At 47.8% G+C, this 13,981-nt stretch carries 14 protein-coding genes; 1 reads left to right on the forward strand and 13 read right to left on the reverse strand.

Translation table 11 applies throughout. The features are described 5' to 3' along the window. Window positions 1-4: 4 nt before the first annotated feature. The 7 genes from CRO25_RS10340 to CRO25_RS10370 form a co-directional block, all read right to left on the reverse strand. Window positions 5-583 (reverse strand): TetR/AcrR family transcriptional regulator, encoded by a 579-nt coding sequence (locus tag CRO25_RS10340; protein ID WP_063564880.1) that lies wholly within the window; start codon window positions 581-583, stop codon window positions 5-7. A gap of 13 nt (window positions 584-596) precedes the next feature. Then, window positions 597-1,406 (reverse strand): DUF92 domain-containing protein, encoded by an 810-nt coding sequence (locus tag CRO25_RS10345; RefSeq protein ID WP_079694945.1) that lies wholly within the window; start codon window positions 1,404-1,406, stop codon window positions 597-599. 237 nt (window positions 1,407-1,643) lie between these two features. Further along, window positions 1,644-2,417, reverse strand: a complete 774-nt coding sequence (locus CRO25_RS10350) for an ABC transporter permease (protein WP_064639209.1) — start codon at window positions 2,415-2,417, stop codon at window positions 1,644-1,646. A 16-nt stretch (window positions 2,418-2,433) separates the two neighbouring features. Continuing rightward, complete coding sequence (locus CRO25_RS10355; protein WP_079694857.1) at window positions 2,434-3,210, reverse strand: ABC transporter ATP-binding protein; 777 nt, start codon at window positions 3,208-3,210, stop codon at window positions 2,434-2,436. Window positions 3,211-3,237: 27 nt separating this feature from the next. After that, the gene (locus tag CRO25_RS10360; protein ID WP_097115755.1) at window positions 3,238-4,293 is read right to left on the reverse strand and encodes an ABC transporter substrate-binding protein; all 1,056 of its coding nucleotides are present in this window, start codon (window positions 4,291-4,293) and stop codon (window positions 3,238-3,240) included. 21 nt (window positions 4,294-4,314) lie between these two features. Beyond that, window positions 4,315-5,754: an aryl-sulfate sulfotransferase gene (locus CRO25_RS10365; protein WP_079694858.1), complete on the reverse strand. Its 1,440-nt coding sequence runs from the start codon at window positions 5,752-5,754 to the stop codon at window positions 4,315-4,317. A gap of 46 nt (window positions 5,755-5,800) precedes the next feature. Further along, window positions 5,801-6,358: a MarR family winged helix-turn-helix transcriptional regulator gene (locus CRO25_RS10370; protein WP_072732297.1), complete on the reverse strand. Its 558-nt coding sequence runs from the start codon at window positions 6,356-6,358 to the stop codon at window positions 5,801-5,803. 363 nt (window positions 6,359-6,721) lie between these two features. On the opposite strand from CRO25_RS10370, the gene CRO25_RS10375 reads away from it, so the two are divergent. Then, window positions 6,722-7,123 (forward strand): hypothetical protein, encoded by a 402-nt coding sequence (locus CRO25_RS10375; RefSeq protein ID WP_257018559.1) that lies wholly within the window; start codon window positions 6,722-6,724, stop codon window positions 7,121-7,123. A gap of 119 nt (window positions 7,124-7,242) precedes the next feature. Here the strand turns inward: CRO25_RS10375 and CRO25_RS10380 are convergent, their stop codons facing one another. From CRO25_RS10380 to hemE, 6 genes are all read right to left on the reverse strand, one after another. Continuing rightward, window positions 7,243-7,878, reverse strand: coding sequence for a fumarylacetoacetate hydrolase family protein (locus CRO25_RS10380; protein WP_072732295.1), 636 nt, complete (start codon window positions 7,876-7,878; stop codon window positions 7,243-7,245). 104 nt (window positions 7,879-7,982) lie between these two features. Then, window positions 7,983-8,735 (reverse strand): glycerophosphodiester phosphodiesterase family protein, encoded by a 753-nt coding sequence (locus CRO25_RS10385; RefSeq protein ID WP_079694859.1) that lies wholly within the window; start codon window positions 8,733-8,735, stop codon window positions 7,983-7,985. Window positions 8,736-8,762: 27 nt separating this feature from the next. After that, window positions 8,763-10,172, reverse strand: coding sequence for a CapA family protein (locus CRO25_RS10390; protein ID WP_079694860.1), 1,410 nt, complete (start codon window positions 10,170-10,172; stop codon window positions 8,763-8,765). Window positions 10,173-10,355: 183 nt separating this feature from the next. Then, window positions 10,356-11,780 carry a protoporphyrinogen oxidase gene (gene hemY / locus CRO25_RS10395; RefSeq protein WP_063564889.1) on the reverse strand — a complete coding sequence of 475 codons (1,425 nt, stop codon included), beginning with the start codon at window positions 11,778-11,780 and terminating at the stop codon, window positions 10,356-10,358. Then, window positions 11,780-12,730 (reverse strand): ferrochelatase, encoded by a 951-nt coding sequence (gene hemH / locus CRO25_RS10400; protein WP_079694861.1) that lies wholly within the window; start codon window positions 12,728-12,730, stop codon window positions 11,780-11,782. Before hemH ends, hemY begins: the two co-directional genes overlap by 1 nt. Further along, complete coding sequence (hemE, locus tag CRO25_RS10405; RefSeq protein ID WP_079694862.1) at window positions 12,723-13,787, reverse strand: uroporphyrinogen decarboxylase; 1,065 nt, start codon at window positions 13,785-13,787, stop codon at window positions 12,723-12,725. The genes hemH and hemE overlap by 8 nt, the downstream gene beginning before the upstream one ends. Window positions 13,788-13,981: the final 194 nt, after the last annotated feature.

Below are 13,981 nucleotides of genomic sequence, written 5' to 3' on the forward strand. Positions count from 1 at the left end.
CACGCTATACTTGCAAAAAGGAACGACACCCGTCCAGAAACAGAGCTGCTGCAAAGGCAATTCGTTTGTTCAGATGTTCCTCGTTAAACTCTGGATTCAGCATAATATCCATCTTTAGCCGATCGAGAATCCCGATATAAGCTTCTGCAAGCAGCACAGGCTCAGGTACGCCAGCATTCTCTAACACCTCACGCACCATGCTCATATATTCATTCATAAATGCCTTCATGAATTTCATCAGATCCGGATCATTATTGGGTGCCATGAAAAACATCTTGGTATGATTGCGACGCTCATAATAATACGTCAGGTGAGTCTTGGCGATCGCACCGAGCTTATCCCCCGTACTCTGATGTGAGTTTAACGCATAAACCAGGCGACTGATAAAATTGTCGCAGTCACGCTTGGATACAGCAACAAATAATTGTTCCTTATTTTTAAAATATAAATAAATGGTGCCTTTCGCGATGCCCGCTTCGTCCGCAATATCGGACATTTTCGTCTCATAGAATCCTTTTGAACCGAAAATACCGTAAGCTGCATCCAGAATAGCCTCCGATTTGTCTCCTTGCACAGTGCTCAAATGCACTCCCTCCCTACGACGCCAAAATGATACCCAAACCGATCGCCAAACATCCGCCGATCAACGAACTGAGCACGTTTACCAGATCATTACTCATCCAAGACCAACCACGCGATCGAACGGTTTTGTGTCCACAATGCTCACTTACCTCGACCTCACGGCCGCACACAGTACAACGATACATATACTGAACCGTTGCGCCCAGATAAGAATCGGCAAAAGCTCCTGCCAATCCGCCTACAAGGCCGACACACGTCCAGCTGAGCAGACTCAAGCTTCCAATCCCGGCAATCCAGGAAAATAAAAACGCACCCACGCCGATTAAAGCTCCACCTATGGCAGCAGCCAGTGTCCCAAGTAATGAAACACCTCCAGAGGTACCTGGAGTCAGCACCTTCCACGTCACGACAGAGCGTGGTGGCTTACGGCTGAGACTTCCCCACTCGGTTGCCCATGTATCTGAAGTAACGGTAGCCATGACACCGATAAAAGCATACATCCAAGCTGGGTGTGGGAGGACCCAGTTCCCCAGAACAAGAAACATGCCGATTCCACCGTTAGCCATAACCTGTCCAGCATCACGATTACCCGTCTTGGCATACGATTTCTCAAGCTCCTGCTTGCGATCCTTGCGAAATTTGGAGAACAGCGTTGAGGTAATGAAAAACAACAGCAGTGTTCCAAACCAGAACAGGTTGCCCGCTCCGTAATATATCGTACCCATGATCACAGCCGCCAGGCAGCCGGACAGGGTTAGCGACTTCTTCGCGTAGGCAGCACCCGCCACAATAAAAGCGCATACGGCGCCAATAATCCAGTCCATAAGTTCTCCTGCATGTGGCAGCATCCATGGCCCACATGACGTTTTATATTTTTGAAATTCAATTATACCACGGTTTGATCCCAATGCCGAAACTCCCTAGCCCCGCATACAAAAAACCTGATTCAGCAGCTTTGAAAGCTACCAAATCAGGTCTATGATATTGCGATAAAACTGAGATGAGTGATCCTTCTTCCGTTTGACCAAGTATTCGAGGATTACATCACCTCAAGTTCCAGTTCAGACCCGCTTCGTTCCACCAATTACACCATAACGGTAGAGCACGCTGCGACCAAACCAATTGAACAACCGATCGGTGAGGAAGCCCATAAAGCCCAGAGAAATCAGGCCGACAAAGATCCAATCTGTGCGAAAGAATAATCGGGAATTCCAGATCAGATAACCCACGCCTTCATTCGCAGCAATCATCTCTGCGCCGATAATAGCCATATAGGAAGTGCCCATTGCCAGTCGTACCCCCGTGAAGATATACGGAGTCGTCGCCGGAACAACGACATGCAGCAAAATTTGCCATTCGTTGGCTCCCATACTGCGGGCTGACCGGATCTTGTCTTCTTCAATGGAGAGTACACCTGTCAGCGTGTTTAACACAACGATGAAGAACGTTGCATACATGATGAGTGCAATCTTCGATTGCTCCCCGATTCCGAACCAGACCAGGAATAGAGTAATGAATGCAATCGGCGGAATAAAGCGGATAAAATTAAGGAAAGGTTCGGCAAACAGCCGGATCATATGAACCTTGCCGATAATCAGCCCTACCGGGATCGCTATCACACTGCCAAGTACCCAACCCGCAAGCACACGTGTAAAGCTAATTCCGATATACTGCATCAGTGTACCGTCAGCAATCAGTTCGCGAGCACCAAGAATCGTATCCCAAGGACCGGGAATCACGTCGGGTCCATAGAGCATGGCTCCAAGCTGCCAAATCAGAATAACCGTCACCCACAATAGAGGGATAGACACCCACTTCTTCTCCAACCATCTCATCTTGCTATCACCTCAATTATTCTTCAAAATGGCTTTGAATCTGATCATATAGCGTGTTGAACTCAGATGAGGCAATGTTCCTTGGATAAGACAGAATATTGTCGTAAATATCCGTTATCTTGGAAGAAGGCCCTACTGACATAATTCCTATCCGCTGACCCAGCAAGAGCGCCTCCTGAATATCATGAGTGACAAAAATAACGGTCTTGTGGGTTTCCTGCCAAATATTGACCAGCTCTTTCTGCATCGTACGCCGAGTCATTGCATCCAACGCTCCAAAGGGTTCATCCATCAACAGGATGGCCGAATCGTTGGCTAGCACCCGGGCCAATTGCACCCGCTGCTTCATGCCACCTGACAGCTCCTTCGGAAATTTGGCTTCATGACTACCCAGTCCAACAAGCTCGATGTATCGGTCTGATATCGTACGCCGCTGAGATTTTGGCACCTTGGACATCCGAAGTCCAAACTCCACATTCTCCCTTACGGTAAGCCACGGGAAAAGAGAAGAATCCGCCTGCTGGAATACCATGGCCCGATCTTTGCCTGGCCTATCAATCTCCTTATTATCCACCTTGAGCTGACCGCCCGACTTAGAGATAAAGCCTGCAATCATATTTAGAAGCGTGGACTTGCCACATCCGCTGGGACCGAGCAGGACAAAGAATTCCCCTCCCTTGATGACCAGATCGACATCCTTGATAATATAGTGTACATCCCCATGGGGGGGGGCATTGTATGTTTTACGAAGCTGCTCAATACGAATCGTATGCTGATCTGCAGGTAAGGACATGAGAACACCTCCAATGCAATTTGCGAGTTATTTGCTATAAGTCACTTTATCTGGCAATGCCTGCTTCAGGAGCTCCAGGTTCAGTTTGTTATCGAGATCGAAATCGTGTTCGATGATCCCGTTATCCACCATATATTGCTTCTGCCCTGCCAGACTGTCATAAGCTGCCTGGGTAAATCCAACTTCCCATGGATTGATTGGCAGATCCTTCAATGTGGCCTCCTTAGGCTGCTTGGTTTCCTTATACATCAGGTCTGCAACCTCTTCAGGATGTGCCTGGGCATACACGGAGGCTTCATTCAGCGCCGCGAGAAAACCACTCACCGTTTCAGGGCTCGCCTGAATGAACTCATTGCTTGCTACGAGCCCCATTCCAAGACGTACAGGGGTTTGGGACATATCGGTGAGCTGATGCACGCCTTCAAGCGCATCGAATTTATCAGTCAAGGCGGAACCAATGACCCAGGTTGCATCTAGATCGCCCTGCTTTAGTGCAATGTAGGCTTCGTCAAATGCTCCCTGACCCACCTGGGTTACATCAGTTAGTTCCAGTCCCTGGTCCTTCAAATATTCATCCCACAGATAAGAAATAAACGTACCGCGGATGAAACTTACTTTTTTACCTTTCAGATCGGCTCCACTCTGTATATCATTCTTGGCATACAACTTCCACGCAGCTGCCGCTTCATTCGTAGCCTGACCTGCGGAAGCAATGACAGAGTAATCCCCTTTTGCCAAAGCATTCAATACAGGAAAGTCAGCTCCGTACGCAATATCCACCTGCTTGATAAACAGTGCATTTACACCTTCCGCTGGCGAACCAAACGTAATGCTCTCTGCATCAATGCCGTGGTTTGCAAAGAAACCTTTGGCAATGGCTACCCTGAATGTTGGGTTCGTACTTGTATCTGCGATCCGGACTTTCACTTTTTGGGCCTCTGTGCCGGAGGCACCCTTTGCTTCGGATACCGATTCGTTTGCAGAACATCCCGATAATATCAATAACATGGATAAGAGCATTAATAACGCACCAGTTAAGGTGGATGGTTTTCTCACAATATGCACCCCATTCGTTCTAATCATTGTTCATCGCTCTTCGCCACCTTACTTGCCTTCATCTGACGTTGCCACACAGGCTGCACCTTCAACAAACGGCAGTGTTACTTCAACACTTACAACGGATGAAGAACCTTTGGGCGCTGCTCCCGGCACTCTGTAGGCGGAAACATCAATGGCTTCAATAGCAACCTCTTGGGGCTTCTCCAGCTGTGGTACCCAGTGATAAGGCACGCGATACGAACGATAGACCATATTGGTGTTCCGTCCATCCTTATAAGGGGATACATATTCCCACACTAGCTCATACTCGGATGTAACCTCGAACAGTCTGCCATTGGAACCTTCCGTAATTAGCATGTTTCCATTAGGCAAGCGCTGAGCGGAGCTGATATACGGACTATAAAATTTATAGGAATCTGTCGGAACGGAAAATCCGGCTTCTGCGGATGTATATTGCCAAACGATCTCCAGGGTCACCGGATTGATCTCCAGTACGCGTGAATGATCGCGAACGGCGTGTTTCAAGCCGTATGGAGAAGCCGGATTGGGCAGGCCATAACCGGCCCAGCCGCCATTGTCGAATACCAGCAGATTCCCCTCTCCAGGCAAACCTTTGGGAATGATATGTGCATGGTGCTGTCCAATAATGGTGCCAATATGCTTCACTTCAGGCAAAGAGTAATCCGGCCCTAGTCTCCATACGATCTTTCCACTCTGTCTGTCGGTTATTGCGATAATATTTGCTTCTCTGGCATCCCAGATAATATTGTCGGGATGGAACCGCTCGTCTCCATGTTCATAGAAATGGTTTGGACCAACATAAGAAGCTGAATTAATATGTAGCCAATCCCCCACCCCACCACCGAGATGTCCAAATGAGCGTGTGTTCGGGTCACGGAACAGAACATTACGGGCGGCCTCATCGAATCCAAGTTCCTCAAAGTGCTCGTTCGGCAGCCATTCCCATAATACATTGCCCTCCCAATCCACTTCTATAATCGCATCATCGAGCAAAGGCTTATCCGAAATGGACGGGTTGTTCACATTTTTATGAGCAAGAATCAAAGTCTTCCCGCTCTGTGTCTTTGGTGCAAGCCCGGGGGCGTAATATCCGACAGGATTGCCTTCACGTTGGAAATCATGGTGCTGACGTGCGTACCACAATGGTTCATATCCTGGATCTTCAATGTGTTCGTAGCTGTTGTATTTCCATACAATATTGCCTTCCCAATCCACCTGAACCAAATCGACGTTGTCCTGGATACCAAACTTCGGATCTCTTCGCCCCGTGCTGCCCAATACGAAGCCACCAGGGAAAACTTTGGCCGGAAAGCCCAGCAGCCCCTTCCACAGGTGAACCTCCTTACCATTCATATCAATCAGTACAACACCTTCCTCGCCTGCCTGATAGACGGTATAACCGCCCCAAGCCTTATCAGGGTTATATACGGTTGCCCCGGTTGGATAAATTGTTGAATGCCCCATTGATCATCTCTCCCTTGGTTTGTTTGTTTTCACATCGGATCAAACGTTAATAACTGAGATAATTGCTCTTTCCGGTATTCTCCCTCTGCTTCTGTTCAGGGTCACTTTTGATGGACGGATCGTGTTCCTGCTTCCCGTTGTTCTCTGCCAATTCCAGCAGCGTATCCGAGAACCCCTCCAGATTCGCTATCACCCGCTCATAAAATTGGCTTTGCTGCTCCAGTTCCTCCGTCGTAAAGCCCTCAAACAGAAGCGTGATACATCGGGCACCGATATTGCTGTTCCGTGCAAACATCTCCCGCCCACTGGAAGTAATATCGAGCAATACCGTCCGACGGTCATCTTCCTTGCGCCTGCGGATCGTAAGTCCCTTTTTCTCCAACTTGTCTGTTAAAGCTGTAATGGCACCTGAAGTGAAGTCCAGTTGTTCAGCCAAATCCCCTAACCGCTGTTCCCCTTCACGAATGATTTTGTGCAGGATGAGCATGCCCGGTAAACTGACCCCCTCTACCGATATACGATCTCGTTCTTTCACGAATCGTCTGACCATTTTACGAAACAACCAATCTGTCTTCTCCAACGCTTCCCAGTCGTTATTGCTCATTTCATCCTCCTGTCTAACTGAAACGACAGCAAATACGAAAAAAGGCTCCCGCGGACATTCCATAGTGGAGTAGTCCCGGGAGCCTTTGGTGGTCCAATCAGCTCGCTTCAGTTCAAATTATTTCACTGTTCATTTAATTAGTGTTAAAATAATTGAGTTCATCATATAACCCACTAACCCAACCTGTCAAGTATGAATTTAAATTTGTTTTTTCGTAGCCAGATGTCCCTCATATTTAGATAACTTATCCGGTTTTAAGTTTCACTTCAGCTTTCCCGGTTACACTATCCTCAGAGCGTTACATCAAACCAGCTACGATTCAGTTCGTACTTAACCATAGAAATGAGGATAACACATATGAATATGAAGCGCGTAATCATTGTCGGAACAATGATTGTTACCATGTCCTTCGCCGGAACAGCCTGGGGCAGATCAGCGATATCCCCAATACCTTTGACGAAATGGTCCATCGTTAACATCGATACCAAAGACGAGAGCGGAGATGAGTTGCTGAGTGCTCTGAATCAACAGTCGGAAGATGACTTGGTTCAGGATCTGTGCGCGGGTAAATCGCTGAGGATGATTGCAGATGAAAATGATGCTGATTTCACCGAGGTTGTCGCATTGCAAATAAGGCAGCTCAAGGAGCAATTAGATCAACGACTTGCAAGTGGAAGTATTAGCGCGGAGCAACACGCAGTGCAAAGCAGTGAACTGGAGGAGTTGGTCACGGAGAGTGCCAATACAGCCTACAACTTGGCGTAAATGAAAAGTCTCCCATGTGCTATGGCAGAGAATGAGGGCATGGCAAAAAGGAGCGTCGAAGCGCCCCTTTTATCTGTTTCATATTTACTCTAAGTAAGCAGATTGATGATGCATGATACTTACTGAACTGCTGCTGCAATCGTGCATTTACCCAAGGATTCGCCGTCCCAGGCCAGTTCAAGCACATCTCCTGCTGCCGTTGGTCCAACCCCTTCTGGTGTACCTGTAAAGATGACATCTCCAGGTCCCAGGCCGTAATGATGACCTACATAATCCACAATGTCCTGTAGACTGAAGATCATGTTACGAATATTGCCACGTTGGACCTCGGCACCGTTCTTGGTGAGTGTAAAGTCTTTCTCAAGAAGAGCCTGGGCCCCCGGAAATGGCTGGAATGCAGTAACCGGAGCCGAGTTCTTGAACCCTTTGGCCGCTGTCCACGGATGGCCCTTTTTTTTAATAACCGTCTGTACGTCACGTAATGTAAAATCAATGCCAAACGCATACGAGTCAACCAATTCATCCACTGCCATACCCGGCTCATAACTCCGCCCGATTTGGATTACTAGTTCAGCCTCATAATGAACTTCGCCCTTTGTCGCAGGCAATTGCAGCGTTTCACTATTCAAGGCCACAACCGCATGGGAAGGCTTCATAAAGATCATCGGTTCATCCGGAACCGCGTTACCCAATTCTTCTGCATGAAGTTTATAATTTCGTCCTACACAGTATACATTTCGAATGTTTGTCAGCATGGGTTTACGACCACCTTTATCGGATTCATTAGCGTATATGGATCATGTTCATCTTTTTATTATATAAGTACATATCATATTTTCGCTATTCAAAAAATTGGAGTTTATGGTCTGAAAAATCGGCTGCTCGTTTCCTGAAAAGCCTGTTCCCACACATCAGGCCGGTTTGTACATAACATCAGCTCCGGATCAATCGCCGCAAGCCGCTTCATGATGATTTTGTCGTCCACTGTCCAAGCCATTACCTGAATGCCTTCAATACGCATCTCACGCATCAGCGATTTGTCCACATTGGTGTACCCGATGGAAAGAAAACTGCAATTCATCTGCCGCAGCACTGCTGCCAGATCCCCTGGCCGTGCATCAATAATCAAACCTGTTTTGAACTCAGGGGCCAGTTTCTTCACTTCAACCAGAGCCGCAGGTTCAAACGAAGTGATGACCACATCATGCTGCATATGTCTCTTCCTCACCTCATGAATAACCGCTGCCGGCAGACCGGGATACATATTACCTTGCGTTTTCAGTTCGATATTCAATCTCACTTTGCCACAGGTGCGGTCCAACACTTCACTAAGCGCAGGAACACGTTCCCCTTTATAGGCTTTTCCTTTCCACGATCCCGCATCCAGCTGCTGTATATCTGCCCAGCCCGTCTCTCGTACGAAGCCTTCACCGTTCGTGGTCCGGTTTAACGTAAAATCATGAATAACAACCGGCACACCATCACGTGATAACTGTACATCCAGCTCCATCCACTGAACTTCAGGCTGTTCCATGGCAAGCAGAAATGCAGCCATCGTATTTTCTGGTGCAATGGACGAAAATCCACGGTGCGCTACACAAAGGTTGTTCATTCCATCCCCTCCTCAAAAAAATGCATCTTAATTTGGCGATGCGAATCCGTTCGCATCAAAACGAATACCTGGCGAGAGCTGGGCCATCTGCTCCAGTAGCAATTTGTTGGCTTGATCCACCATCGGAATGGCCTGACCCAACCCCGCTTCATAAGGGATAACCTTCATGCTGCATTTGGCATCCTTACTACAACTCGCCTGAAAAACCGCTGTTTTCCACGTTTCCTCTGTCGTTGATTTCGAGAAAATAAAGTTGCCTGTACTATATGCAATCCATTTGCCTTTGTAGTACTCTACCCCTTGCAAGACATGGGGATGCCCACCTATGACCAGATCGGCTCCGGCATCTACAAATTCATGAGACAGTCGAGTCTGATCATTATTTGGAGTGCTGACCCTTTCCTCTCCCCAATGTGCAACAACGATAACCAGATCAGCTTTTTCACGGGCTTCCTGAATCGCCTTTACTGCACCTGTAGAATCGTAAGCTTCGGCAACACCGGCCCGATTCCCTTCCGCTTTCCAGCTTGTTTCAGGTACAACCCGGCTGAATCCAAGCAGTGCAATCTTCATGCCTTTGCGTTCCAGATATGCAGGTGCATAAGCCTCATCCCTGTTCATACCGGCTCCTGTGTGCGCTATACCATATTGCTCAAGGTAAGTTAACGTATCGACCAAACCTTCTACACCTTGATCCAAAATATGATTATTGGCCAGATTTACAGCATCAAATCCTGCTGAAGCCATTGCTTCGAGCGCCTTTGGCGAAGACTTGTATACATAGGTTTTGTCTGCAGCACCAGTTCCACCAAGGGTTACGGGAGTTTCAAGGTTTCCAATGGTCAGATCATCTTCCTTGAACAAGTTGCCAAGCTTTGCAAAGGGGTAGTCATAACCGTTCTTCTCCAACAATTCAGCCACTTTGCCGGAAAACTGAATATCCCCAACAAAGTTAATGGTTACATCCTTCGCCGAATGAGATGGCTGTGTCGCCCCAGTTCCGGCACCTTCGCTTCCCTTTGAGCCGGAAGAAGCGGGAGTATCCGTCGGTTTTTTCGTTCCCGTATCTGTCTTTCCATTTACCTTGGAGTCTGTAGCATCAGGCTTTTTCTCACCCGACGTACCGCCGGAATTTTCAGTTACCTGTTTATCAGAATCCTCCGATTCTTCATCCGGGGTATTACTTGCCTCCGAATCCGTGTCAGGTGAATTCACCTGATCACCGCCCTGAGGGCCCTCTTCATTCACAGGTTCCTGATTCACAGCCGTTTCTGTCACCGCCGGGTCTATTTGCTGCTCCTGCATGCCTACTGCGTAATAGATGCCGACGAGTCCAATTGCAGCAATCAATACCAGATTAATGATCCAAATCCGGCGTTTTCGGGCACGTTTCACTTTTTTCTTTTGTACACTTCGTTTTGATCTTGGGGGATACATAGGCAGCTCCTCTTCTTTACAGCAATCCTTATCATATTATATCAGGCATATTCTGGATTTCCATCATTCCTTGGAACTGCAAATATTGAAAGAGTTCAGACCTCTCCCCTTTTCGCTTTATGGTGCAAAAAAGGCCGTCTCCCTGTAGAAAAAATCTACGTTCGAGACAGCCAAATACGTTAATTACTTTGCAGCAATCAATTGCGTAGCTTGAACTGACATTTCCTTCGCCTGTTTGATACAGTCAGGCAAGCCTACCCCTTCATAACCAGCGCCGGCAATGTATACCCCCGGCAATTTGCTGCCAAGTTGTTCGCGCAGTGCTGCAATCTGCTGCAGATGACCTACCGGATACTGTGGCATGGATTTGCGGAGCCGAGTAATTTCCGAGAAGATCGGAACGGCCTCAACGCCCATTGTTTCACGCAAGTCCTTGAGTACCAGATCTGTTAGTGCATCATCCGGGAGCTCCACATTCTGTTCGTCTCCGGAACGGCCAACATAACAGCGAAGCAGTACTTTGTCATCTGGGCTGGTGTGCAGCCACTTGGTTGATGTCCAAGTACATGCTGTAATATTTCGACCTTCCTTACGCGGAACGAGGAAACCAGACCCATCAAATACATGTTCGATATCCTTTTTCTCAAAAGCCAGCACCACATTCGCTACCGATACGTAATTGATTGCATCCAGAGCCGCTGTATCCACATGTGGTTGCAGCAGTTCAGATGCAACATACGTAGGCACGGTAATGACTACATCATCTGCTTCAAGACGTTCTCCGTTATCCAGTTGAATGCTATACTTGGCCGCATCTCCAGTCTGAACCTCCAGAGATTTCACGGAAGTGTTCAGCCGTTGATCCACGTCCTGCAACTCATGTACAAGCGCATGAACCAGGCTCTGCAAGCCCTGACGGAAGTTCAGAAAAGCACTTTTCTTCGTTCCCGTATGGGTCTCTGTCGGTTTGCGGCCCGTCATCATTCCTCGGATCAAACTACCATAATCCCGCTCCACTTCACCGAATTGCGGAAAGGTTGCCTGAAGACTCAATCGCCGCATATCACCTGCATAGATGCCTGCGAGCAACGGTTCAGTCAGGTTTTCCAGCACTTCCGCTCCAAGGCGGCGCTCAATCATATAACCAAGCGATTCATCCTCCGTTGTACGACGGGGAGGAATGACAAAATCCATTAATGCGCGCAGCTTGCCTGCCGGAGATACAAGACCACTTCTCAGAAAAGGTCTCAACTCCGTCGGAATACCGAGAATGAGTCCTGCCGGCATAGGATGCAGCTTGCCACGCTGCATGATGTACGTTTTTTTGGATTCCGGATTTTGGCTGACCAGTTCATGGTCAATTTCCAGCTCTTTAGCCAAATCAATCATCGCGGTTTTGCGGGCAAGGAAAGAATCTGGTCCCTTCTCAATGACGAACCCATCCCGGTGCAGCGTTTCAATCATGCCACCCATGGAAGAACTCTTCTCAACCAAGGTGATGACAGGTTCAACCCCTGCTTCCCGGTAATGCTTCCGAATATAAAATGCCGCGCTTAGGCCGGTCAGACCTCCGCCGACAACAACGACACGACGTTTATGGTCTTCCATTACTCATCCGTTCCTTGCTGCCACTGGCTAATAATGACATCACTTAACGTTTCCATGTAAAGTGGGTCACTATTGAGAGAATCAATACGCATAAGGCGCATGTCGATCTCTTTGGCAATCGCTTTGGCCTCAATATCAAGATCATAGAGCACTTCCAGATGATCCGATACGAATCCAATCGGTGCTACAAGCACATCCTCAACCTGTTCACGAGCAAGATCCTGAAGTGTGTCCAGAATATCAGGGCCCAGCCATGGCTCTGCTGTCCGCCCCGCACTCTGCCACGTGAACTGCCAGTTGGTAATTCCTAAACGGGAAGCAATAACTTCCGAAGTCTCCAGCAGTTGCTGCGGATATGGATCACCGATATCTACAATTCGCGCAGGCAGACTGTGTGCACTGAACAGCACTCGTACATCCCCGCGCTTGGCCCCCGCTTCCTCGAAAGCATCCAATTTGGCGCTAACACGTGTGGAGAGAGCCTGAATCAATTTCGGATGCAGATGATAACTCTCAATGAATGACATCTGGATACCCAGTTCTTCCGCTTTCTCACGAGCACGCTTGATGTAGCTCCCTACACTCATCGTGGAGAAATGTGGTGCCAGTACGATGCCTATTGCAGTCTGAATTCCATCCCTAGCCATCTGTTCCACGCCATCCTCAATGAACGGATACGCATGCTTCAACCCTTGATAACAACGGAATTCAACCTCATTGGAACGGTCATCCTTGTTTAACGTCTCCTGGAGGGCCTTCACCTGATTATCCGTGTTTTCTCGAAGAGGGAATACACCCCCAACGATCGCTTCATAACGGTCGGTTAATTCCTTCAGTTGTTCCGGTTCAGGCGGACGTCCTCTCCGGATATGTGTGTAGTACGCTTCGATACTTTCCATATTCTCAGGTGTGCCATACGACATCACCAGTACACCTACCGTATTAGTCATTAGTAACCGTCACCCCAGTCTTCAATGCTTCAGCGGAATATTCATGAATATACGCCGTGAGTTCTCTTAATTTATCCAAAGACGCTTCAGGAAATAGTCCGTGCCCCAGATTGAAAATATACCCTGGCTCCTTGATACCTTCGTCAATAATCAATTTGGCATGCTGCTTGATCAGATCCATCGGTGCAGTCAGCACATAAGGGTCCAAGTTACCTTGCACAGCAAATTTTCCGCCCAGTCGTTTACGTCCCTCGGAGATCGATACTCTCCAATCCAGCCCAATCACATCAGCTTGCAGATCATGCAGGGTTGGCAGCAATTCACCAGAAGCCACACCCGGGAAATAAATTTTCGGTACATTCAAATCCGATAATTCGGTAAAGATACGAGTAATCGTCGGCAACACATACGTTCTAAAGTCGTTTGGCGAAAGTGCGCCCAGCCAGCTGTCGAACAGTTGGAATGCCTTGCCGCCGTTCGCAATGTGAGCACGGACATATGTAATCACCATATCGCCCAGTTTTTGCATCAATTTATGCCACACTTCCGGTTCACTGTACATCATCGTTTTGGTCCGTATGTACCCTTTGGAAGGTCGGCCTTCAATCAAATAGCTGGCAATGGTAAACGGTGCACCCGCAAACGTAATCAGGGGTACATCCAGTTCCTTGTCCAGAATTCGAATCGTCTCCAGAATATGAGACAGATCTCCTTCAACATCAATGGGACGCAAACGATCCACATCTGCCGCCGTGCGGATTGGATTGTCTATAACAGGTCCAATATTTTTAACAATATCAAAATCTATACCGAGGGAAGCAACCGGATTCATAATATCGGAATACAAAATAGCCGCATCCACACCGAGTTTACGTACCGGCATGAGTGTAACTTCAGCTGCTAGCTCAGGTTGACGGCAAATTTCGAGCAAAGAATACTTTTCCTTAATCTTGCGATATTCGGGATCATAACGCCCAGCCTGACGCATGTACCACACGGGAACACGGTCCACCTGCTGTTTGAAACTGGCCTGAATCAGACGATCATTATAGCTCATGTAAGAAGCCTCCAATAGTTTTTGGACTCATAAATAACATTATGCCCTTTTTAAAGAGCGGTAACAACCACGTGTCGATCTGTTCCGATGACAATACTATGACATTCCTTACATCCCCTCATCTATATGCAAATTATGTTATAATGAAAGAATCGTGTTTTTTTGAAACGTTGCAGAAACGATCGGAAAGGAAG

Origin of the sequence: Paenibacillus sp. RU5M, assembly GCF_900221055.1 — a bacterium.
GTDB lineage: Bacteria > Bacillota > Bacilli > Paenibacillales > Paenibacillaceae > Paenibacillus > Paenibacillus marchantiae.